General features: G+C 72.2%; 22 protein-coding genes and 1 pseudogene. 9 read left to right on the top strand and 14 right to left on the bottom strand.

The window, feature by feature from the left end:
- The first annotated feature begins 207 nt into the window (after positions 1-207).
- Complete coding sequence (locus ACLB9X_RS10890; protein ID WP_410360057.1) at positions 208-681, top strand: DUF4142 domain-containing protein; 474 nt, start codon at positions 208-210, stop codon at positions 679-681.
- A gap of 278 nt (positions 682-959) precedes the next feature.
- Here the strand turns inward: ACLB9X_RS10890 and ACLB9X_RS10885 are convergent, their stop codons facing one another.
- From ACLB9X_RS10885 to ACLB9X_RS10875, 3 genes are all read right to left on the bottom strand, one after another.
- Positions 960-1,217: a hypothetical protein gene (locus ACLB9X_RS10885; RefSeq protein WP_410360103.1), complete on the bottom strand. Its 258-nt coding sequence runs from the start codon at positions 1,215-1,217 to the stop codon at positions 960-962.
- Positions 1,214-1,759 carry a gluconokinase gene (locus ACLB9X_RS10880; protein WP_410360056.1) on the bottom strand — a complete coding sequence of 182 codons (546 nt, stop codon included), beginning with the start codon at positions 1,757-1,759 and terminating at the stop codon, positions 1,214-1,216. The genes ACLB9X_RS10885 and ACLB9X_RS10880 overlap by 4 nt, the downstream gene beginning before the upstream one ends.
- A 270-nt stretch (positions 1,760-2,029) precedes the next feature.
- Positions 2,030-2,371 carry a hypothetical protein gene (locus ACLB9X_RS10875; protein WP_410360055.1) on the bottom strand — a complete coding sequence of 114 codons (342 nt, stop codon included), beginning with the start codon at positions 2,369-2,371 and terminating at the stop codon, positions 2,030-2,032.
- On the opposite strand from ACLB9X_RS10875, the pseudogene ACLB9X_RS10870 reads away from it, so the two are divergent.
- Positions 2,338-3,117, top strand: a pseudogene (locus ACLB9X_RS10870) (PucR family transcriptional regulator); the annotation flags it as partial. The gene ACLB9X_RS10875 and the pseudogene ACLB9X_RS10870 sit on opposite strands and share 34 nt — an antisense overlap.
- 160 nt (positions 3,118-3,277) lie before the next feature.
- Here ACLB9X_RS10870 and ACLB9X_RS10865 read toward each other — a convergent pair.
- The gene (locus ACLB9X_RS10865; protein WP_410360054.1) at positions 3,278-3,922 is read right to left on the bottom strand and encodes a TetR/AcrR family transcriptional regulator; all 645 of its coding nucleotides are present in this window, start codon (positions 3,920-3,922) and stop codon (positions 3,278-3,280) included.
- Between the two features lie 160 nt (positions 3,923-4,082).
- Between ACLB9X_RS10865 and ACLB9X_RS10860 the strand changes: the two genes are divergently transcribed.
- The 3 genes from ACLB9X_RS10860 to ACLB9X_RS10850 all read left to right on the top strand — a co-directional run bounded on the left by ACLB9X_RS10860 (position 4,083) and on the right by ACLB9X_RS10850 (position 5,653).
- The gene (locus ACLB9X_RS10860; protein ID WP_410360053.1) at positions 4,083-4,643 is read left to right on the top strand and encodes a dihydrofolate reductase family protein; all 561 of its coding nucleotides are present in this window, start codon (positions 4,083-4,085) and stop codon (positions 4,641-4,643) included.
- A 162-nt stretch (positions 4,644-4,805) separates the two neighbouring features.
- A complete protein-coding gene (locus ACLB9X_RS10855; RefSeq protein WP_410360052.1) occupies positions 4,806-5,378 on the top strand; it encodes a dihydrofolate reductase family protein in 573 nt (190 codons plus the stop codon).
- A 62-nt stretch (positions 5,379-5,440) separates the two neighbouring features.
- The gene (locus tag ACLB9X_RS10850; RefSeq protein WP_410360051.1) at positions 5,441-5,653 is read left to right on the top strand and encodes a DUF4287 domain-containing protein; all 213 of its coding nucleotides are present in this window, start codon (positions 5,441-5,443) and stop codon (positions 5,651-5,653) included.
- A gap of 141 nt (positions 5,654-5,794) precedes the next feature.
- Here ACLB9X_RS10850 and ACLB9X_RS10845 read toward each other — a convergent pair whose 3' ends face one another.
- The 4 genes from ACLB9X_RS10845 to ACLB9X_RS10830 form a co-directional block, all read right to left on the bottom strand.
- Positions 5,795-6,124, bottom strand: a complete 330-nt coding sequence (locus tag ACLB9X_RS10845) for a hypothetical protein (protein ID WP_410360050.1) — start codon at positions 6,122-6,124, stop codon at positions 5,795-5,797.
- 458 nt (positions 6,125-6,582) lie between these two features.
- Entirely contained in the window at positions 6,583-6,918 is a 336-nt protein-coding gene (locus ACLB9X_RS10840; protein WP_410360049.1) for a hypothetical protein, read from the bottom strand.
- A complete protein-coding gene (locus ACLB9X_RS10835; RefSeq protein ID WP_410360048.1) occupies positions 6,908-9,286 on the bottom strand; it encodes an ATP-binding cassette domain-containing protein in 2,379 nt (792 codons plus the stop codon). The genes ACLB9X_RS10840 and ACLB9X_RS10835 overlap by 11 nt, the downstream gene beginning before the upstream one ends.
- A 28-nt stretch (positions 9,287-9,314) precedes the next feature.
- A complete protein-coding gene (locus tag ACLB9X_RS10830; protein ID WP_410360047.1) occupies positions 9,315-10,352 on the bottom strand; it encodes an MsnO8 family LLM class oxidoreductase in 1,038 nt (345 codons plus the stop codon).
- A gap of 79 nt (positions 10,353-10,431) precedes the next feature.
- Here ACLB9X_RS10830 and ACLB9X_RS10825 point away from each other — a divergent pair, with 79 nt between their 5' ends.
- Positions 10,432-10,917: a hypothetical protein gene (locus tag ACLB9X_RS10825; RefSeq protein WP_410360046.1), complete on the top strand. Its 486-nt coding sequence runs from the start codon at positions 10,432-10,434 to the stop codon at positions 10,915-10,917.
- 28 nt (positions 10,918-10,945) lie between these two features.
- Here ACLB9X_RS10825 and ACLB9X_RS10820 read toward each other — a convergent pair whose 3' ends face one another.
- Positions 10,946-11,161, bottom strand: a complete 216-nt coding sequence (locus ACLB9X_RS10820; protein WP_410360045.1) for a dodecin — start codon at positions 11,159-11,161, stop codon at positions 10,946-10,948.
- Positions 11,162-11,852: 691 nt separating this feature from the next.
- Positions 11,853-12,869, bottom strand: a complete 1,017-nt coding sequence (locus ACLB9X_RS10815) for a tetratricopeptide repeat protein (protein ID WP_410360044.1) — start codon at positions 12,867-12,869, stop codon at positions 11,853-11,855.
- A 317-nt stretch (positions 12,870-13,186) separates the two neighbouring features.
- Between ACLB9X_RS10815 and ACLB9X_RS10810 the strand changes: the two genes are divergently transcribed.
- From ACLB9X_RS10810 to ACLB9X_RS10800, 3 genes are all read left to right on the top strand, one after another.
- On the top strand, positions 13,187-14,431 hold the full coding sequence (locus tag ACLB9X_RS10810) for an extracellular solute-binding protein (RefSeq protein ID WP_410360043.1): 1,245 nt from the start codon (positions 13,187-13,189) through the stop codon (positions 14,429-14,431).
- Positions 14,432-14,604: 173 nt separating this feature from the next.
- On the top strand, positions 14,605-15,423 hold the full coding sequence (locus ACLB9X_RS10805; RefSeq protein ID WP_410360042.1) for a GNAT family N-acetyltransferase: 819 nt from the start codon (positions 14,605-14,607) through the stop codon (positions 15,421-15,423).
- Positions 15,420-16,289, top strand: coding sequence for a lysophospholipid acyltransferase family protein (locus ACLB9X_RS10800; protein ID WP_410360041.1), 870 nt, complete (start codon positions 15,420-15,422; stop codon positions 16,287-16,289). Before ACLB9X_RS10805 ends, ACLB9X_RS10800 begins: the two co-directional genes overlap by 4 nt.
- Here ACLB9X_RS10800 and egtD read toward each other — a convergent pair.
- From egtD to egtA, 4 genes are read right to left on the bottom strand one after another with little or no spacing between them, the layout of a single operon-like run.
- Positions 16,184-17,146: an L-histidine N(alpha)-methyltransferase gene (gene egtD, locus ACLB9X_RS10795; RefSeq protein WP_410360040.1), complete on the bottom strand. Its 963-nt coding sequence runs from the start codon at positions 17,144-17,146 to the stop codon at positions 16,184-16,186. The two genes, ACLB9X_RS10800 and egtD, sit on opposite strands and share 106 nt — an antisense overlap.
- On the bottom strand, positions 17,143-17,898 hold the full coding sequence (gene egtC, locus ACLB9X_RS10790; RefSeq protein WP_410360039.1) for an ergothioneine biosynthesis protein EgtC: 756 nt from the start codon (positions 17,896-17,898) through the stop codon (positions 17,143-17,145). Before egtC ends, egtD begins: the two co-directional genes overlap by 4 nt.
- On the bottom strand, positions 17,898-19,214 hold the full coding sequence (egtB, locus tag ACLB9X_RS10785; protein WP_410360038.1) for an ergothioneine biosynthesis protein EgtB: 1,317 nt from the start codon (positions 19,212-19,214) through the stop codon (positions 17,898-17,900). Before egtB ends, egtC begins: the two co-directional genes overlap by 1 nt.
- Positions 19,211-20,485 (bottom strand): ergothioneine biosynthesis glutamate--cysteine ligase EgtA, encoded by a 1,275-nt coding sequence (gene egtA, locus ACLB9X_RS10780; protein WP_410360037.1) that lies wholly within the window; start codon positions 20,483-20,485, stop codon positions 19,211-19,213. Before egtA ends, egtB begins: the two co-directional genes overlap by 4 nt.
- Positions 20,486-20,539: the final 54 nt, after the last annotated feature.

Genomic DNA, 20,539 nt, shown 5'->3' with positions numbered 1-20,539 from the left:
AACCGCCGGGCAGCACACACCAGGGCTTCGACACGAACGGTCGCGGTCGTCGTCACGGTCTGCGCCGTCGCTGCCACCTTGCTGATTCTTGTACGGGCTGGTGGCGGCGAAGCGTCCGCCGGCTCGCCGGCCGGGATCTCACAGCACGGCGGCGGCCACTCGGCCGGCACTCGCTCACAGGCGCCGGCGCAGGCAGGTCCCCAGCCCGTGACCGAAGTGGACAGGACCTTCCTCGTCAAGGTCCGCCAAGCGGGCCTGTGGGAGATTCCCGCCGGCCGACTGGCGCAGACCCACGCCCGCAGCGAAGCGGTGAAGCGTGCCGGGCTGCACCTGATCGACGGCCACAGCAAGCTCGACCAGCTCGTGCGCGAGGACGCCGGGATCCTGGGCGTCTCACTGCCGAACGAGGCCACAGAGGAGCAGCAGGACTTCGTCCGGCGCTTGGAGAGCGCTCGCGGAGCCGAGTTCGACCGCCTCTTCGCCAACCTTCTGCGCGCCTCGCACGGCAAGATCTTCGCCACCATCGGGGAGGTCAGGGCCGCAACCCAGAACGACCTCATCCGCCGTCACGCGCGCCAGGCCAACCAGACCGTGCTGGACCACATGGAAGTCCTGGAGGACACAGGGCTCGTCGACAGCGCGACCTTCCAGGAAGTGGAAGCAGCCGTCACTCCTGCATAGGGGCCACGGGGGAAGGGCTGATGGGCGCACTGCGAGGCCTCCACCCCTGGCATACACCTTTGCACTGTGCAATCCTTGCTCGGGAGGAGGGCCCGGCGCACGGCCGGCCCTTGCCCGGGAGCCCGGCACTGGCACGGTGACGCAGCTCGACACGGCACCCCGGCCCGTGGTCCGGAGCCCTCCTCGCCAGAACCGCGCCAGTCGGCCGACGCTGTCGCACTCCACGCGGCCGCGAGGGGCGGCGCGGAGACGAGGGGGCCCGTCAGTGACCGTGCCGTCTACATCTCCGACGGCACAGCTACGGCCCTGGAGACTCGCATGCGAGCGACCGCCGGGCGGGGGTCGCCGGTTGCAGGCAGCGCAGTCAGCAGCGGAAACAGAGCGGCCGGCTCGGCGAGTACGGAGAGGCCCACGACGTATGCGATGCCCCAGCCCGGGATGTAGAAGACGTCGCGCAGCACCTGGTCGCTCGTGCAGCGCCGCTCGGCGCGGGGGCGCGAATGGCGCTCGGCTCCGAGCACTCGTCGTTGGCTCACGGGTCCTGGACGGCCGTCCGTTCCTTGACGGCGGCGAGGGCCAGAGCGGTCGTCTGCTCGAGGGTGCCGTCGATGGGAATCGCCGCACCTGGCTCGTCGGCCCCAGGCGGTTCCAGAGTGGCGATCTGAGACTGCAGGAGACTCAGCGACATGAAGTGGTCCTCACGGGCCGCGAGCCGGCCCGCGATGAGCTCTGCCGAGCCGTCGAGGTGGAGGAAGAAGACGTCGGGTGACACGGCGGCCAGCCGGTCACGGTAACGGCGCTTGAGCGCCGAACAGCTGACCACACCACCGCCTTCGACGTGCTCGGCAAGCCATGCGGCGATCGCATCGAGCCACGGGCGTCGGTCCTCGTCGTCCAAGGGGTGGCCGGCCCACATCTTCGCGACATTCTGTGCCGAATGGAAGTCGTCGCCCTCGGCGTACGGCACGGCGAGACGCCGGGCGGGCCTCTGACCGATGGTGGTCTTACCGGATCCGGAGACCCCCGTGACCACGATCAGCGGTGGCCGAAGACCCCGCACCGAAGGCTCGCCGCTCACGTCGGGTCACCCACCGAGTCGAGCGTGAGGACCACCTTCATGTCGTCGTTCTGCGCTGTGAACGCCTCGCCGGCGCGGTCCAGTGGCACCCGGCGCGTGATGAGGCGGAGTTGCCTCGGTGTCGCCCTACGGGTTTCCCTTTCCGAGAAGGTGAAACAGCGCTACCCGGCCTGACCGGGCGTTCAGCGTGGCCGATGGTTCTCTCCCACCGCGCGATGCGTCAGGTTTCGTACCGTGCGACTCCTCGACAACAACCGTGAGCATCTGTGATCAGTGCTTGGCCGGCTGTTCGTCGCCCGGCCGCGACGCGTGTCTTCCGTTCGGGCGGGCCGGCAGATGGCGCCGATCCGTCACTCGCGTGATCGCCGCTTCGACGGCCCTGATGCGGTCGGCGAGCAGGCCGAGGGCGGCGACCGCGCGGCGCAGCGGGTCGTGCCCGGAATCACCGAACGTCCGGCTGCGTGTGTACGCGGCGGTGATCTCGGTCCAGCGCGTGGCCTGGGCGGCAGTGAGGTTGCCGCGGATCTGGGCGAGCTTGAGGAGATGCGCCTCGGCCTCCGAGGTGAGGGTCTGCGCCTCGGCGGTGTAGTGTTCGTCGACAAGAAGCCGCACGACGCGAGTTCATCGACGACCTCCTCTACGGACGAAGCGACCTGGGCCGGCTTGCCGAGCGGGCCGAACGCTTCGGGCTGCGCCTCTCCCACGCACACGCCGTCGCGGTCGCCGGCCACCCCGCCGCGTACGACGAGACCGGCGCCGTCCTGCGCAGGGTCGAGCAGGCAGTCTTCGCCCGCTACGGAGACCGCAACATCCTGCTCACCACCAAGGACGGCAGGCTCGTCTGCATCGCCCCAGGAGATCAGGCCGGGATACTGGCCTTCTTCGCCAAGCACGCCCACGCCGCCACCGACGGGGGCCAGGTCGCCATCGGACGCGCCCATCCGGGACCCGGCGGTGTCGTGCACTCGTACGAGGAGGCGCTCAACGCCCTCGACCTGGCGGAACGCATGCACATCGACGAACCGGTTCTGCGCGCCGAGGACCTGCTCGTCTACCCCGTCCTCACCCGCGACCGCGCCGCGATGGCCGACCTCGTCACCAACGTCCTCGGCCCCCTCAAGGATCAGCGCGGGGGCGCCGACCCGCTGCTGGACACCCTCACCGCGCATTTCGACTCGGGCTGCGTCTCGGCCGAGGCGGCCCGCCGACTCAGCCTCAGTGTCCGTGCCCTGACCTACCGGCTCGCACGCATCCACCGCCTCACCGGCGCCAACCCGGCCGACCCCACGCACCGCTACACCCTGCAGACGGCGGTCATCGGCGCACGGCTCCTGGACTGGCCGCGTTCCGAGGCTTGACCGACGTTCTGGCGGGGAGAGGTGCCGGCGCCGCTGCGGCCCGGCGCTCGTCGTTACCCTCTCGGCCGCGGCCTGCTGCTCCTCGACGCTGTGTGCCGAACGGCCGTTTCACACGGCTGATGGGTCGAAAGTTTTGCTGTTCCTGTCGCGCCTGGTGGTGTCAGATGCCGCGTTCGATCATGTCGATGACGTGTTGGCCGGCTTCGTGGGCCTGAGTGGGGTGGAGGCCGCGGAGGGGGCCGTCGATCAGGAGGACGGCGAGCCCGTGGACGGCCGACCAGGCGAGGAACTCGGCTCCGGGGCGCCGGTCCTCGGCGAGCAGCCCGGTGGCCACGAGGCCGTCCAGGGCGTCGCCGAGCAGTTCGAAGGGGGTCTTGCCGGTGCCGCCCGCAGCGGTGTCGGCGGCGGAGTGGGTCATGTCGCCCGGGACGTGGAAGGCCGTGCGGAACAGGCCGGGTTCCTCCTGGGCGAAGCGGAGGTATCCGGTGCCGACGGCACGGAAGCGGGCCCGGGCGGCGGCCACCGCGTCGGGTGCCGGCGGCAGGGCGGCCTGCTCGGCCTCCATGGTGCGGGCCACCTGAGCCATGGCCGTCTGGGAGACGGCGTGCAGCAGGGCGTCGCGGTCGGCGAAGTGGCGGTAGGCGGCGTTGGGGGCGACCCCGGCCTGCCTGGTGGCGGCGCGCAGCACGACGGCCTCCGGGCCGCCCTCGCGGGCGAGTTCGAGGGCGGCCTCGATCAGTGCGTTGCGGAGGTCGCCGTGGCGGTAGGTGTCCCGCTTCTGCTTTCCGTTCCCGGTCGCTGGCATGGCTGCCGCCTCCAATGTGGACAGCATCCACTTAGGTCGTCTAGGCTCCTGCGTGATCACTCGGGGGGTGCGGATCGCCGCACCCCCCGAATGTGGACATCGTACACAAGGGCGGTCAACAGCCGTCCGAACGCCTGTCGCCAAGGGGGACCCGGTACTCATGGGCAAGATCACGCACTTCGTGCACCAGTCGCTGGACGGCTTCATCGAGGGCCCGAACGGGGAGTTCGACTGGCCCCGCATGGACGGCGAGCTGTCCGCCTATGCGCAGGCCCTCACCGACAGCGCCGACATCTTCCTGTACGGCCGCGTGGTGTGGGACATGATGTCCGGGTTCTGGCCCCGCGCCGAGGAGTTCTCCACCCACGAGCACGACCTCGCGTTCGCGCCCGTCTGGCGGAAGGCGCCCAAGATCGTCGTCTCCTCGACGCTGACCGAGGCCGACTGGAACACCCGCGTCATCAACACCGACGTCATCGAGCAGCTGACCGCCCTCAAGGAGAGCGGTGCGCACCTGCTGCTGTTCGGCGGCTCCACGCTGGCCGGGTTCCTGACCGCGCATCAGCTGATCGACGAGTACCAGATCTTCGTCCACCCCGTCGTACTCGGCGGCGGCAAGCCCGTCTTCACCTCCCCCCAGCAGCGCCTCGACCTCACCCTTGCCGAGACCAGGACCTTCGACTCGCAGGTGGTCCTCCTCCGTCACGAGCGGACCAGCTAGGCCATTTCGTACAAGCCGCCCGGCGGGCGGGCGGCGACCGATGAATTTCTCCGTGCTCAGCAGTCGGAAAGCGCAGTTGGTACACCGCAGAAGCGGGTGGATCGAAGCACGTACCAGCCGCACCCGCACGCATCCAGTCACGAGATACCGAGGAACCTGAAAATGCGCACCCTCATCAGCACCGCATTCATCTCGCTCGACGGCGTCGTGGAGGCCCCCGGCGGGGAACCGGGCTACCGGAACTCCGGATGGACCTTCAAGGGCGTCGAGTTCGTCCCCGAGGCGTTCGACATCAAGGAACGGGAGCAGAGGGAATCCGCCGCCGTCCTGCTGGGCCGGGTCAGCTATGAGGCGTTCAGTCCGGTGTGGCCGGACATGGTGGACTTCGCCGACTACAAGATGATGCCGAAGTACGTTGTCTCCACCACGCTCACCGAAGACGCCCTGGTGTCGAACTGGGGCGAGACCACGATCCTGCGCTCGCTCGACGAGGTCGCTGCCCTGAAGGAGACCGAGGGCGGCCCGATCATCGTTCACGGCAGCGCCTCCCTCAACCGGGCCCTCTCGGACGCCGGCCTGATCGACCGCTATCACCTGCTCGTCTTCCCGCTCCTGCTCGGCGCCGGCAAGCGCCTGTTCAGCGCCACGGACAAGGACACCCAGAAGCTGAAGCTGGTCGAGCACGAGGTCTACGCCAACGGCCTGCAGAAGAACGTCTTCGACGTCGTCCGCTGACAAGGCTCCCGCACTCGAAGTACGTCACCGGCAGCACACGGACAGAAGGACAGAACCCCGACATGACCGCCGCAGTCAAAGGCCCTGTCAGCTACTTTCCCTCCATCGAGAAGAAGTACGGCCGCCCGATCGCCGAATGGAAGCACCTCATCCGCACCTCGCCCCTGACCAAGCACATGGAGCTCGTTGGCTGGCTCAAGACGGAACACGGCTTGGGCCACGGTCACGCCAATGCCCTGGTGGCTCACACCATCGCCGAGGGCGGTGGTGAATGAACCTCCCGGCGAAACCGGGAGGAGTCCGGTAGCCAAGCACCGCCCGAAGTCCGCGACCTCCCATGGACCGTCCGGCTACTCAGCCGCCGGACGGGTGCCACGGCGGTGAAGCCGGTGGGGGAGTGCGTGAGGACAAGCCCCTCAGACGCTCAGCCGCTCCAAGGCGCGCTTGACCGTGTCGTCGGGCTCAAAGGACGGGGTACCCAAGTCACCGATGGGCAGAACGGACCGCACGGTGGTGACCAGATCGACCAGGAGATCAGCGGTGGACGCCCAGAAGTGGACACTCCAGCCGCATCCGGGGGTGAACATGAGGAGGAGGCGCTGGTTGTCGCCGGGACCGGCGAACCGTCGCCACTCCTCGGTGCCCACCACCGTCACCGGACGTGCCTCGAGCAGGCGGGCCAGGGTCTCCAGGCCGGCTGCCGTGACCTCCTGAGCGCCGGCCTCCAGCGCGCTGGTGCTGCGCAACGGCGCGAAGTCCCACACGCGCGTGTAGACCCACTGGGAGCTGCTCCTCCACGTCTTCGGGCCACTCGTCGTCGGACGGCCAGTAGTACGTCTCCGGCTCGCCCAGTCTCTCGACTGGGTACACGAAGTCGCCATTGCGCTCCGGCTCCAGAATCGTGGTAGCGGCGGCAAGGGAGTACCACTCGCGCACCGTCGCAGGAAGGGAGCGCCCGTGCTCGGCTTCGAGCGCGTTCAGACGGGCAACGGCCGTGTCCGAGCGCTCGGCACGCGCACCCGCCACAGCCAGGGCGGTAGCAAGGTAGTCCATGTCCTCATTTCGTTCGTCAATTGGTGGTTCAGCGGCCGCGGACCGCGGCCGGCAGCAGATCCTCCTCGACACCGTGGTCGGGGAGTTCGGCAGGCAGCGGGAAGCGCCGGATGAACAGCCGGATTCCGGGCCGCTCGCGGCGAGACACCCCTCAGCGGGTGGCCCCGGTAGCCCGCACCCGGCGCTTCGCCTCCTCCAGCCACGACAGGTACCAGTCGGCGAAGGTCATGGGCGAACCGTCGGCGTTGCTCATCGGCTGCAAGTCGATGCCGTCGGCCCGGCGATCATCCCACATCCGCCCACGGTCCGGCCCGCTCACGACCAGCCACTGGCGCAGCGCGCACCCCAGGTGACACAGGCATATCGCACTCACCGTGAGGTCGTCGGACCACAGGGGATCGCGCTCGTCCCAGGCCTCATACGCGGCGTCGTACGCGTCGGGCTCGTCGAAGTCCTCCTCCTCGGGACACTCCGACTCATGGGCCACAAGGGCTTCCTCGGGACGGTCCATGGGGACAGCCGAGCGCCCCCGCCAAGTACGGCGCTGTGCGGCTGGTCGCCGCCGACGCCACCTCCGCCGGCGTGCCGGACGCCACGATCCGGCCGCCCTCGTCGCCGCCGCCGGGGCCGAGGTCGATCACCCAGTCGGCGCCGGCCACCACGTCCATGTCGTGCTCGACCACGACCACCGAGTGCCCGGCGTCCACCAGCCCGTTCAGCTGGCGCATCAGCACCTCCACATCGGCGGGATGCAGGCCCGTCGTCGGTTCGTCGAGCACGTAGAGCGTGTGACCGCGGCGCATCCGCTGCAGCTCGCTCGCCAGCTTGATGCGCTGGGCCTCGCCGCCGGACAGTTCCGTCGCCGGCTGGCCGAGCCGCAGATAGCCGAGTCCCACGTCCGTCAGCGCGCGCAGGCTCCGGGCCGCCGCCGGCACGTCCGCGAAGAAGGCGGACGCCGCCTCCACCGTGAGGTCCAGCACCTCGGCGATGTTCAGGCCCCGGTAGCCGACCTCCAGCGTCTGCGGGTTGTAGCGGGCGCCGCCGCAGTCCGGGCAGGGGGCGTACGTGCTGGGCAGGAACAGCAGCTCGACGGAGACGAACCCCTCGCCCTGGCAGGTCTCGCACCGCCCGCCCGCAACGTTGAACGAGAAGCGCCCGGCCCGGTAGCCGCGCTCACGCGCCGCGTCGGTGGCGGTGAACAGCTTGCGCACCACGTCGAACAGCCCCGTATAGGTGGCCAGGTTGGACCGGGGCGTGCGTCCGATCGGCTTCTGGTTTACCGTCACCAGACGCTGCACACCGGGCAGCTCCTCGGTGATCGAGCCGACCAGCGTCGACTTGCCCGAGCCCGACACGCCAGTGACCGCCGTCAGTACCCCGAGCGGGAGCCGGGTCGTCAGGCCGCGCAGGTTGTGGCGGGTCAGCGGGCCGAGCGCGAGGTGCCCCGACGGCTCCCTCGGCAACCGCGCCGGTGCCGGGCCCGCGCCGAACAGGAAACGGCCGGTCGCCGACTCGGCCACCCCGGCGAGCTCCCGGGGCGGACCGCTGTGCAGCACCCGCCCGCCGTGCTCGCCCGCGCGCGGACCGACGTCGACCAGCCAGTCGGCGCGGCGCACCACGTCGAGATGGTGCTCCACGACGAAGACCGTGTTGCCGCCGGCCTTCAGCCGGTCGAGTACGACCAGCAGCGCCTCGGTGTCCGCCGGGTGCAGCCCGGCCGACGGCTCGTCCAGCACGTAGACGACGCCGAACAGCCCCGACCGCAGCTGTGTCGCCAGCCGCAGCCGCTGCAGCTCCCCGCTGGAGAGCGTCGGGGTCGCCCGGTCCAGGCTCAGGTAGCCGAGGCCCAGCTCGGTCACCGTGCCGATCCGGGCCAGCAGATCCGCGGTCAGCACGCGGGCCGTCTCGTCGCCCTGCTCCTCCCGCATGACGGCCGCCAGCTCGGTCAGCGGCAGCGCGGCCAGTTCGGCGATCGTACGGTCCGCGAAGGTCACCGCCAGTGCCTCCGGGCGCAGCCGGCTGCCCCGGCACACCGGACACGGCTCACTGGTCAGGAACCGCTCGGCCCTCGCGCGCAGGGTCTGGCTCCTGGAGTCCGAGAAGGTGTGCAGCACATAGCGGCGGGCGCTCATGTACGTGCCCTGGTACGGGCGTTGGATGCGCCCCGCCTCCCGTACCGGGTGCACGGTGACGACCGGCTGCTCGTCCGTGAACAGGATCCACTCCCGGTCCCGGGCCGACAGCTCCCGCCACGGCCGGTCCACGTCGTAACCGAGCGTGTCCAGCACGTCCCGCAGGTTCTTGCCCTGCCAGGCCCCCGGCCAGGCCGCGATCGCGCCCTCGCAGATCGACAGCGACGGATCGGGGACCAGCAGCTCCTCCGTGGTGCTGTGGACCCGGCCGAGGCCGTGGCACTCGGGGCAGGCGCCGGCGGCGGTGTTCGGCGAGAAGGCGTCCGAATCGAGCCGCGGCGCTCCCTCGGGGTAGCGGCCGGCGCGGGAGAAGAGCATGCGCAGCGAGTTGGACAGGGTGGTGACCGTGCCCACCGAGGAGCGTGAGGTGGGGGCGGAGCGGCGCTGCTCCAGGGAGACGGCGGGCGGCAGCCCGGTGATCTCCCCGACCTTCGGCGCGCCGACCTGGTGGATCAGCCTGCGGGCGTACGGGGCGACGGACTCGAAGTAGCGCCGCTGCGCCTCGGCGTAGATCGTGCCGAACGCGAGCGAGGACTTGCCGGATCCCGAGACGCCGGTGAAGACGACGAGCGCGTCGCGCGGGATGTCGACGTCGACACCGCGCAGATTGTGCTCCCGCGCGCCGCGGACACGGACGAACGGGTCGTGGGGACTGCTGTGCATGAGGCACGAGTCTAGGCGTCCGCGCTGGTCAGGCCGCCCTTGGCCGGGCCGCGGCGGCCCCGGACAGATCCGCGAGGCGTGCGAGGCGCCGGAAGGAACCGAGCAGTGCGTCGCGGTCGTAGGTGCTCGTCGTCACCAGCACCTCGTCCGCGCCGGTGTCCTTGATCACCGCCTCCAAGGCGTCCGCGACCTGTTCCTCCGTGCCGGCGATGTGGCCTTCGAGACCCGCCAGGTAGAAGCCGCGCTCCTTGTCGGTCATGGTCAGCGCCTCGATCCGCTCCGGCGGCAGCAGGGGCGGAAAGACGCCGTGCGTACGCGCGTACGCCATCGACCACGCCTCCGGCACGAGGAGCCGGCGGGCGTCCTCCTCGGTCGCGGCGACCGCGACCGAGGAGGCGACGACCACGTACGGACGCTCGGACCACGCGGACGGCTCGAAGGCGCCGCGGTAGCCCTCGACCGCGGCCAGCAGCTTCTCCCTGCCCCGCAGATCACCGATGACCAGCGGAAGCCCGGCCCGGGCGGCGATCGCGGCCCCCTCGCCGGTGGCGAGCACGTACGGAGGGACCCTCAGGCCCTCTGCGGGCCGGGCGTGCACCTGCGGATGCGCCCGCTGCCCGCCCGTGAACCAGCCCAGCAGCTCGTCGAGCTGCGCCGCGAAGTCGTCCGCGTCCTTCTTGTCCCGGCCGAGCGCCCTGCGGATGCCGTCGGTGAAGCCCACCGAACGCCCGAGGCCCATGTCGATCCGGCCCGGGAACAGCGACTCCAGCACCCCGAACTGCTCGGCGACCATGAGCGGTCGGTGGTTGGGCAGCATGACGCCTCCCGTACCGACCCGAATGGTCGAGGTGGCCGCGGCGACCGCCGCGGCGAGCACGGTGGGCGCCGAGCCGGCCACACCGGGCACGCTGTGGTGCTCGGACACCCAGAACCGGTGGTAGCCCAGCGCCTCCAGCTCCTGGGCGAGGCGGACGGTGTCACGCAGCGCGGCGGGCCCGTCGTGTCCCTCTCGGGTACGGGAGCGGTCCAGCACGGACAGACGGGTGGCGGCGATCACGGAGCTCACGATCTGTTCAACACCGCTGGGCCGGGCAGATTCCCGCACCGCGCGGATCCGCCGTACCGGTGCCGTCTACTCTCGTGCCGTGACGCGAAAGACCGGGCCGCTGGCCGTATTCGACCTCGACGGGACGCTGTCGGACGCCGGGCACCGCCAGTACCTGCTGGAACGCACGCCGCGGGACTGGGACGCCTTCTTCGCCGCGGCACCGCCGCTGGCGGAGGGGGTCCAGTTGTGCAAGGAGGCGGCCGAGGAGTGCGAGGTCCTGTATCTCACGGGCCGGCCCGAGCGGTGCCGCGCGGACTCCCTCGACTGGATCGCCGCTCAGGGGCTGCCCGAAGGGCGCCTGTTCATGCGGCGCAACGACGACCGCCGCCCCGCCCGCCGGACCAAGCTGGAGATCCTGCGGCGGCTCGGCCGCGACCGGGAGATCCGCATGGTCGTCGACGACGACGAACTGGTGTGCCAGGACGCCGAACGCGCCGGATTCCGCGTGGTGCGGGCGAGGTGGGGTGCGCGCAGCACGAGTGAGGCGATGAAGGACGCGCAGGAGCGCGAGGGGCGTACCTGAGGCCCGGCTGCGGGCCCTCGGGCCGGGCTCAGGCGCCGTCCTCCAGGCGGAAGCCGACCTTCAGCCCGACCTGGTAGTGCTCGATCCGTCCCTCGACGATATGGCCCCTGACCTGCGTCACCTCGAACCAGTCGAGGCCCCGCAGCGTCTGGGACGCGCGTTCGATGCCGTTGCGAATGGCCTGGTCGACGCCGTCCGTGGAGGTGCCCACGATCTCGGTGACACGGTAGGTGTGGTTCGACATGTGCGTCGCACTCCTCTCGATGCGTTCCCTCCACGGTGCCCCACGGGAGGGTGTCCCGCGATCCGTCGCGACCGCGTGGCGGCCATGACGGCACTGGTTGGTGCACCCCCCGGGGGGGCGGTGGCCCGATTGGGGCCGACGGCCACCGAGGGCGCTGCCCGCCGAGCTCCTTCACGTGCCGCAGGCCGCGGCCCGGTCACGCCGCCTCGGCGGTCCGCGGGGGTGCCCGCGCCGTATCGGGTGCCGTGCGGCTGGACGGCCTTGAGCCGCCCGCTGCGGCGCGCCGACCGGGGCGGCGTCCTCGCCCGCCGCCGCCCCGCGCCGGGCCCCGCGCTTGTAGGCGCCGCATGGCCTTGAGGTGTCGGCCCCGTTGATGCGACACACCGACCGGACCGGCGTCTGGCCTGCCGCCCGCGTGCCGCCCCAGCTGCAGGCAGCCTCATGCCCCTGAGGCGTCGGCTCCTTGATGCGACACCGGTCGGGCCCGAGACGCCGTTGCCGGTTTGCGCCGCGGTGTCGGGCAGCCCGCGCGTCCGTCAGGCGGCCGCGGCACGTCCGGGCAGGCGTGCCGCGTACGCCTGTCGGGCCGCTCCGTCGGCGGACGGTCCGCGCCGCACGGACGCGCACGCCGCGCACGGCGTCCCCCGCACGGACGCGCACGCCGCGCACGGCACCCCGCACGCCCCCCACCTCACGCCGCCAGGAGCTCCGCGCGGAAGGCGGCGGCCGTTCGGCGGGCCTCGCGGAGGCCGATACGGTCGAACTCGCCCTCCAGCACGGCGAGTTCCGCCAGCGTCTCGTCCTGCGGGCGGCCGCCGCGGAAGCGGGAGCGGGCGAGGCCCAGGCGGGCCAGCGCCGCGCCTCGCGCCTCGTCCATCTCCTCGAACTCGCGCAGCGCCACCGCGTAGATCGCGCCGGCCTCCTCGTAACGCCCGGCGCGGAACAGGACGTTGCCGCGCATCTTGTGGTTGTACGCCAGCGCTCCCGCCAGTTCCATCTCCCGGCAGACGGCCTCGGCCCGCGTCAGCAGCGCCAGCGCCCGCTCCGTCTCGCCGCGCAGCGAGAGCACGTCCGCCATGCCGCGCAGCGACCAGGCGCGCCCGCGGGCGTCGTCCGCCTCGGACGCGATCCGTACGCACTCCGTGAACAGCTCCAGCGCCGTGGTGTGGTCGCCGGTGTTCCGGTGCATCTGGGCGATGCCGGACATCGCCCACACCATGTGCCGGGGCTCGCCGTGTGCCCGTGCCTGCCGCAGGAGTTGGTCGTGCAGGCCGGCCACGGCCGCGTAGTCGCCCTGTATGCGGCCGGTCTCGGCCAGGCCTGCAAGAGCGTAACCCTGGGCGATCCGGTCGCCGGAGGCCTCCGCGCACGAGACGGCGGCGGACAGCAGCCGGCGGGCGAGCCGCAGCCCGCCGCACTGGCGTGCCAGCGTCCCGCCGCTCCACAGCGCCCACGCCATCCCGGCCGGGTCGCCGGCCTCGCGCGCGCACCGGTAGCTGTCGTGCCACGCGGCCCTCGCGTCGGCGGACCGCCCCAGCCGCCGGTTGGCCTCGGCGAGCGCGAGTGCGGCCCGGGCCCGGTCGAGGGGCGATCCGGCCTCGCGCCGGGCGCGCCGCGCGGTGGCGAGGACCGCGTCGTACGAGGAGTTCACGCTGAGCGCCGAGCCCAGCTCGCCCTGGTACTCGGGAGCGAATGCCTTGCCGTACATATCGAAGGGGCCTCCTGACCGTGGGGGGTTCGATCACGAAGCTATGAGCGGCGGCGGGTAGCCCGGATCGGCCTGCTGATGTGTTCACGGGGTCGGCCCCCAGTGCTACGCGGCGGTGCCGGGTCATCAGTACGACGGACGCACGACGGACGCACGACGGACGGACCGAGGCGGCACGGACCCGCGCGGCCGAGGCCGCCGGGGGTTGACCGGTCCTTTGGTCCATACCAAAATCCAGCAACACCCGTGCGAGCGCGCGCGCTTCCCCCCATGTCGGGTACGTCCTCCGTGCTGCCCTCACGCTGAAGGTGACGCCCGTGAAGAACCGGCCGCTCGTCCTGACCACCGCTCTTGTGTGTGCCGTCACGCTCGGCGGCTGCGGGCTCGTGCCCGGTTCCGGCACCCGGACCGTACACATCTGGCTGATGAAGGACAGCGTCTCGCAGGACTTCCTCGACCGCTTCACCGCGTCCTTCGAGGACAAGCACCCCGGCATCGAGCTCGACGTCGCCTTCCAGGAATGGACCGGCATCGGGAAGAAGGTCACCGAGGCCCTGGCGGGCGACGACGCCCCCGAGATCATCGAGGTCGGCAACACCCAGGTCGCCCAGTACGCCGAGAGCGGCGCACTGCGCGACCTCACGCTCGAGTCCGTCCGCGACCTCGGCAACGAGGACTGGCTGCCCGGCCTCGCGGAACCGGGCAGCATCAACGGCTCGCAGTACGGCATCCCCTGGTACGCGGCCAACCGCGTCGTCATCTACCACAAGGACCTCTTCGCCGAGGCCGGCATCGAGGAGCCGCCGAAGACCCGCGCGGAGTGGCTGGAGGTCTCCGAACGGCTCAACACCGCGGGCACCGACGGCATCTACCTCTCCGGCCAGGACTGGTACACACTCGCCGGCTTCATCTGGGACGAGGGCGGCCAGCTCGCCGTGGAGAGGGCCGGCGAATGGCAGGGCGCGCTGCACACCCCGGCCGCCCTGCGCGGCATGGACTTCTACAAGCGGCTCCAGTCGCACGGCTCCGGCCCGAAGGACGCCGACGAGGAGACCCCGCCCCAGGCCCGGGTCTTCGCCGAGGGCAGGGTCGCCCAGATGATCGCGGTGCCCAGCGCGGCCACCGTCATCGAGCAGGCCAACCCCGCGCTCAAGGGCAAGCTGGGCTTCTTCCCGGTCCCCGGCAAGACCGCGGCCGCGCCGGGAGCGGTCTTCATCGGCGGCTCCGACCTCATCGTGCCCGAGAACTCCGCCGAGCGGGCCGCCGCCGTCGAGGTGGTCTCGGCCCTGGCGAGCGACGCATGGCAGCTCGACCTCGCGCGGACCATGAACTACGTGCCGAACAAGACCACACTCGCCGCCGAGCTGGAGGGCGAGGAGAGCACCGCCGCCATGGCGGCCGGCGCGGCACAGGGCCGGGCCACCCCGAACTCCCCGCAGTGGGCCGACGTCGAGGCGGACAACCCGATCAAGCCGTACATGACGGCCGTCCTGACGGGCCGGGACCCCCGGCGCGCCGCGCGGACCGCCTCCGACCGCATCACCGGGGCGCTGCGTCCCTGACGCCGAGGGCACCGGAGGGTGAACGGATCCGTACGCCCAATGCCCGGCATTCAGCGTTCGCACATCCACTCTCCGCCGGGCTGTCATGTCGAATCCAGCCGGCCACGGAAGAAGTAAGGAGCCGGGCCGCCGTACCCGCGGTCCGTCCCCTTCGTCCGGCACAGGAGACCGCCATGCCAGCATCGCCCGTCGTCGCCGCCCCAGCGCCCGCCCTCATCCCTGCCCCCGCCCCGGCGCCGGCCCAGGTCCCCGAGGCCGACAAGCCCCGCTACATCGTCTCGCTCGCCCGCGACCAAGAGGACGTGCGCGCCGCCCAGCGGCTGCGTCACCAGGTGTTCGCCGGTGAGATGGGCGCCCGCCTCGACGGTCCGGAGCCGGGGCTCGACATCGACGCCTTCGACGCGTACTGCGACCACCTCCTCGTCCGCGAGGCGGTGACCGGCGACGTCGTGGGCACCTACCGGCTGCTGCCCCCCGAGCGCGCCCGCGTCGCCGGCCGCCTCTACTCGGAGGGCGAATTCGACCTCGCCCGCCTGGAGCCCATCCGGGACGACCTCGTCGAGGTCGGCCGCTCCTGCGTGCACCCCCTGCACCGCAACGGCGCCGTCATCGCCCTGATCTGGGCCGGCCTCGCCCGCTACATGACCCGCACCGGGCACAACTGGCTGGCCGGCTGCTGCTCCCTGCCGCTCGCCGACGGGGGTACCCTCGCCGCCGCGACCTGGGACACCGTGCGCGCCAAGAACCTCGCCCCCGAGGAGTACTGGGTCACCCCGCACAAGCTGTGGAACGCGGACGGCGTCGCCCGCCCCGCGGGACGCGTCGAACTCCCGCCCCTGCTGCGCGGCTACCTGCGCCTCGGCGCCTGGGTGTGCGGCGCCCCCGCGCACGACCCCGACTTCAACGTCGCCGACATGTACGTCCTGCTGTCGCTGCGCCGCACCAACCCCCGCTACCTGCGCCACTTCCTCTCGCTCGCCCCGGTGCGATGAGCGTCTGGCTTCCCACGGCGCCGTGCACGCCCGACACGTGCGCCACCCACACGGGACGGACGGCGCCCGCGCCGCTCGCCGTGCTGCGCCTGCTCACCGGCGTGTCGGCCGTCCTCGCCGGGGTGGTGCTCTCCCCGTTCGCCGCGCTGCTCGGCCTGCTGTTCGGCGCGCGGGTGCGGCACGTGTTGACCCGGTACTGGGCACGGGCGGTGCTGCGGGCCTTCGGCGTACGCCTGCGCGTCACCGGCGTCCCGCACGGCGAACGCGCCTCGCTCGTCGTCGCCAACCACATATCGTGGCTGGACATCCCGCTGATCGCCGCCGTGATGCCGGGCCGGATGCTGGCCAAGACCGAGGTACGCCGATGGCCGGTCCTCGGCCCGCTGGCGGCCCGCGGCGGCACGCTGTTCCTGGAACGCGACCGGCTGCGCGCCCTGCCCGGCACCGTCGCCGCGATGGCCGACGCCCTGCGCGGCGGCGCCCGGGTCATCGTCTTCCCCGAGGGCTGCACCTGGTGCGGCCGGGGCCAGGGCCGATTCCGGCCCGCCGCGTTCCAGGCCGCCCTCGACGCGGGCGTCGCCGTCCAGCCCGTGCACATCGGCTACGGGCCCACCGGCGCGGCCGCGTTCGTGGGCGACGACCCGCTCGGGGCGTCCCTGTGGCGGGTCGTGACGGCCGGCGCGCTCACCGCGGAGATACGGCTGCTGCCGCCGATCCTCCCCGGCAGCCGCACCGACCGCCGCTCACTCGCCCTGTCGGCTCAGCTCGCCGTCGAGAGGCTCAGCGCGAACCGGCCCGCCCCGTCGGTCCACCAGTGCGTCAACTCCATGCCTGCCTCCGCCAGTTCACTGCGCACACCGGCCTGACGGAACTTCGCCGACACCTCGGTGCGCAGCTCCTCGCCCGCCTCGAACGGCACCACCAGATCCAGTGCCCGGATCTTCACGCTGAGCGCGGAACGGGCCCGCAGCCGCATCTCGATCCACTCGTTGTCGCGGTCCCAGACCGCCACATGGTCGAAGTCGGCCGGGTCCACGTCCGCGCCCAGCTCCCGTGCGATGACGGCGAGCACGTTCTTGTTGAACTGCGCCGTCACGCCGGCCGCGTCGTCGTACGCGCGCACCAGCACGTCCTCGTCCTTCACCAGGTCGGTGCCCAGCAGCAGCGAGTCGCCCGGCGACAGCAGAGCGCGCACCGACTTCAGGAACACCGCGCGCTCGGCCGGCAGCAGATTGCCGATCGTGCCGCCGAGGAACGCGACCAGCCTCGGTCCCGGCGTGCCGGGCAGTGCCAGGCCGCGGGTGAAGTCGGCGACCAGCGCGTGCACATCGAGCTCGGGCCGCTCCGCGAGCAACGCCTTCGCGGCTCCCGTCAGCGCGCTCTCACTCACGTCCACGGGCACGTAGGTGTGCAGATCCGCCAGCGCGTCCAGCAGGAATCGCGTCTTCTCCGACGAGCCCGACCCCAGCTCGACGAGCGTGCGCGCGCCGGTCGCCGCCGCGATCTCCCCGGCGCGCTCGGCCAGGATCTCCCGCTCGGCGCGGGTGGGGTAGTACTCGGGCAGCCGCGTGATCTCCTCGAACAGCTCGCTGCCGCGGGCGTCGTAGAACCACTTGGGCGGCAGTACCTTCGGCGTACGGGTCAGGCCGTGCAGCACGTCGGCACGCAGATCGGCCTCCGTCGCGTCCTCGGGCAGGGTGCGGGTCAGCAGGAACGGGCTCACTGGGTCGGCTCCTTGAGCTCGGTCAGCCGGACATCGGCGCGCGTCGCGGTCAGCAGGGTCCGGTCCCGCACCTCCTGCCAGCGGGGATCGTCGTCGTACGGCTCCGAGGCGACGACCAGCCGGCCGCCGGAACCTGCGAGGTACCAGAGGGTGTCGCCCCACGCGGTCGCGGCGACGGCGCGGCCGTCGGTGAGGAGGAGGTTGAGCCGGCAGTCGCCGGCCGCCGCGGCCGTGTCGCGCACCGTGTCGGCGAGGGCCTGCCCGAGGCTGTCGCCCGCGCGCAGCCGGTGCAGGACCAGCGCCCAGATCAGGGCCGAGTCGTTGCGGGCCTCCAGCGACAGCAGTTCCGTCGCGGGCAGTGACGCGGCCAGGCCCGCCAGGGAAGCGGGCCAGCCCTTCACCGCGCCGTTGTGGCTGAACAGCCAGCGGCCGGAGGCGAACGGCGCGGCCGCCGCCTCGTTGTCCGCCCCGGGTTCGGTGGCGTCACGCACCGCCGCGAGCAGCGCCTCGGTGCGCACCACCCGGGCGAGATCGGTGAAGGACAGGTCGGCCCAGATCGGCCCGGCGCGACGGTACCGGGCGGGCAGCGGATCGCCGTCCGCGTACCAGCCGACACCGAAACCGTCCGCGTTCACCGTGCCGTAGCGCTGCCGGCGAGGCGCCCAGGACTGGCGCAGCAGGGCGTGCTCCGGGGCGGTGAGCAGGGCGCCCAGCGGCTCCGGGGGCCCGAGGTAGGCGAGATGGCGGCACATCAGACAGCACCTCCCGTGCGCACCTCGGCATCCCGCGCGGTGCGGAATCCGGAGAAGATCTGCCGGCGCACCGGTAGGTCCCAGTTGCGGAAGGTGCCCCGGCAGGCCACCGGATCCACGGCGAACGAGCCGCCCCGCAGCACCTTGTGTGCGCTGCCGAAGAACACCTCGGAGTACTCGCGGTACGGGAACGCGGCGAACCCGGGATACGGCAGGAAGTCGCTCGCGGTCCACTCCCACACGTCGCCGATCAGCTGACGCACCCCGAGCGGAGACGCGCCCTCCGGGTAGCCGCCGGCCCGGGCGGGACGCAGATGGCGCTGCCCCAGGTTGGCGTGCTCCGGCTCCGGATCGGCGTCGCCCCACGGGTAGCGCCGGGAGCGTCCCGCGTGCGGATCGTGCCGGGCCGCCTTCTCCCACTCGGCCTCGGTCGGCAGCCGGCGGCCGGCCCAGCGGGCGTACGCGTCGGCCTCGTACCAGCTCACGTGCAGCACCGGCTCGTCCGCCGGCACCTCCTCGGTGACACCGAAGCGGCGGCGCAGCCACACACCGCCCTCGCGCCGCCAGAACAGCGGCGCGCCGATGTCATGGGCCCGGATCTGGTCCCAGCCCTCCTCGGCCCACCAGCGCCGCTCCGTGTAGCCGCCGTCGTCGATGAACGCCTGGTAGGCGCCGCACGTCACCGGCACCGTGTCGATCCAGAAGGCGGGCACGTCCCGCCGGTGCGCGGGCCGCTCGTTGTCCAGCGCCCACGGCTCCGTCGAGGTCCCCATGGTGAACGGGCCGCCGGGCACCAGGGTCTCGGCCGGAAGAGGCTCCACGGGATGGACGGGCGGCTCCGGCGCGGTGAGCGCCGCCGGAGCCCTGCGCAGCTGATGGGTGATCAGCATCGTCTCGTCGTGCTGCTGCTCGTGCTGCGCGATCATGCCGAACGCGAAGGCGGCGTCGACCAGCGGCGCGCCCTCCAGCGGGGTGCGCTCCAGGATGTCCAGTACCCGGCCGCGTACGTCGGCGGCGTACAGCCGCGCCTCGGCCGGGGCGAGCAGCGGCAGCGACGGGCGGGACGCCCGGGGGTGCTCGAAGGCGTCGTAGAGGGAGTCGATCTCCGGCCGCAGCGCCTCACGGCCGCCGACCGCGCGCACCAGCCACTGCTCCTCCTGGTTGCCGATGTGCGCCAGGTCCCACACCAGGGGGGACATCAACGGCGAGTGCTGGGCGGTCAGTTCGTCGTCGTCGACGCAGGACGTGAGGACGGCGGTACGGGAACGGGCACGGGTCAGCGCGTCGAGTGCGTCGCGCCGCAGTTCGTCGGTCATGAGACGGGCTCCCAGGCCACGGAGGGATCGATCTGGTCGTCGGCGGGGCACCGGCCGGGCAGGACGTGGCGCTCGTGGAACGCGGCGACGCCCGCGCGCACGGTCTCGGACGCGCCGACGCGGTCCAGGGCCTCCAGCGCGGCGGCGAAGCAGGTGAGGGCCACGGCGTGCAGTTCGGGGTCGGCGAGCCCGTGGCGGGCGGCGGCTGCCCACAGCGGATTGCGCGGCGCCGACAGCGAACCCGCGTACTCGGCGAGCGGTTTCACCGCGCGGTACACCGTCTCCGCCGCCTCCGGGTCGTCGAACAGCGCGGCGGTGACGGCGAGCGGCACCATCCAGCCGTCCTCGCCCGGCTGGGCGTCGATCATGCGCAGCTCCAGGTGGCCGCGCGGCCGGACCGGCGGGAAGAGCGTGGTCAGGTGGTAGTCGAGATCCGCTCTCGTCGGCGGTCGCGGCGCCCCTGAGCGCAGCCACTGCCGGAACGTGAGCCCGTCCGGGGAGTCCCAGTCGCCCTCCTCCCGGCGCACGCACATCACCGGCGCGTCCAGGGCATGCGCGGCCCAGGCCGCACGCGGCTCCCGCGACGGGTCCGGGGCCAGTGGACGCACCGGGTCGAGGGCGCCCCACACGGCCTGCCGGGCCGAACGCCATCCGGTGCGGCGTCCGGCGCGCACGGAGGAGTTCGCGAACGCGGCCACGAGGACCGCGCCCAGCAGATGCGCGAGCAGCCACCGCCTGGCGTGTCCGAGCGGGCCGGGTTCCTCCTCACCCGCGTCCAGGCAGACCTGCACGGAGGCGGAACTGCACATCATCGTGCGCCCGGCCGGACCCGAACGGTCCAGATGCCGTTCCATCGCGTCGTAGCGCGGATCACGGAGGAGGCGGCGGGGCGGGTGCCAGGGATCGAGACCGTATCCGCTCGTGGCCAGACCCGCGGTGCGAAGCACGGCCCGTACGGCGCGCAGGTCGGCGGCGGTGGAGTCGATGCACTCCATCAGGGTCGCGGCGGGGCGGGAGCTGAGCTCCAGCTGGCCGCCCGGCTCGAACGTCAGAGCCGAGTCCAGCGGCAGGGCACGTACCTCGTCGAACGCCGCCGCGAGGCGTTCGGACGGTACGGGTGTACGGGGTCGGTCGAGATCGTGGACCAGCCACTCGACCTCCACGCCCACGGCGCGGGGTGGGCCGGTCTTGAAGCAGATACATCGGAGCAGGTCCTCGGCTTCGTCCTCCGATATCGGATGGCCGAAGTCGCCGGTATCCGGTGGATGCATGAATCCACTCCTCCCGTCGCGGGCCCCGGGCAGGGCCTGGTGTTCAACCTAAGG

This window comes from Streptomyces sp. 5K101 (assembly GCF_046506645.1).
Classification (GTDB): domain Bacteria; phylum Actinomycetota; class Actinomycetes; order Streptomycetales; family Streptomycetaceae; genus Streptomyces.
The sequence above is the reverse complement of the archived record's forward strand: the minus strand, read 5'-3'. Positions and strand labels throughout refer to the sequence as shown.

Excerpts from the sequence above, each read along its gene's own strand:
- ACLB9X_RS10865 (WP_410360054.1), bottom strand. The coding sequence starts at position 3,922 with ATGCCAGCGACCGGGAACGGAAAGCAGAAGCGGGACACCTACCGCCAC.
- ACLB9X_RS10860 (WP_410360053.1), top strand. The coding sequence starts at position 4,083 with ATGGGCAAGATCACGCACTTCGTGCACCAGTCGCTGGACGGCTTCATC.
- ACLB9X_RS10855 (WP_410360052.1), top strand. The coding sequence starts at position 4,806 with ATGCGCACCCTCATCAGCACCGCATTCATCTCGCTCGACGGCGTCGTG.
- ACLB9X_RS10850 (WP_410360051.1), top strand. The coding sequence starts at position 5,441 with ATGACCGCCGCAGTCAAAGGCCCTGTCAGCTACTTTCCCTCCATCGAG.
- ACLB9X_RS10835 (WP_410360048.1), bottom strand. The coding sequence starts at position 9,286 with ATGCACAGCAGTCCCCACGACCCGTTCGTCCGTGTCCGCGGCGCGCGG.
- ACLB9X_RS10820 (WP_410360045.1), bottom strand. The coding sequence starts at position 11,161 with ATGTCGAACCACACCTACCGTGTCACCGAGATCGTGGGCACCTCCACG.
- ACLB9X_RS10815 (WP_410360044.1), bottom strand. The coding sequence starts at position 12,869 with ATGTACGGCAAGGCATTCGCTCCCGAGTACCAGGGCGAGCTGGGCTCG.
- ACLB9X_RS10805 (WP_410360042.1), top strand. The coding sequence starts at position 14,605 with ATGCCAGCATCGCCCGTCGTCGCCGCCCCAGCGCCCGCCCTCATCCCT.
- ACLB9X_RS10800 (WP_410360041.1), top strand. The coding sequence starts at position 15,420 with ATGAGCGTCTGGCTTCCCACGGCGCCGTGCACGCCCGACACGTGCGCC.
- egtC (WP_410360039.1), bottom strand. The coding sequence starts at position 17,898 with ATGTGCCGCCATCTCGCCTACCTCGGGCCCCCGGAGCCGCTGGGCGCC.
- egtB (WP_410360038.1), bottom strand. The coding sequence starts at position 19,214 with ATGACCGACGAACTGCGGCGCGACGCACTCGACGCGCTGACCCGTGCC.
- egtA (WP_410360037.1), bottom strand. The coding sequence starts at position 20,485 with ATGCATCCACCGGATACCGGCGACTTCGGCCATCCGATATCGGAGGAC.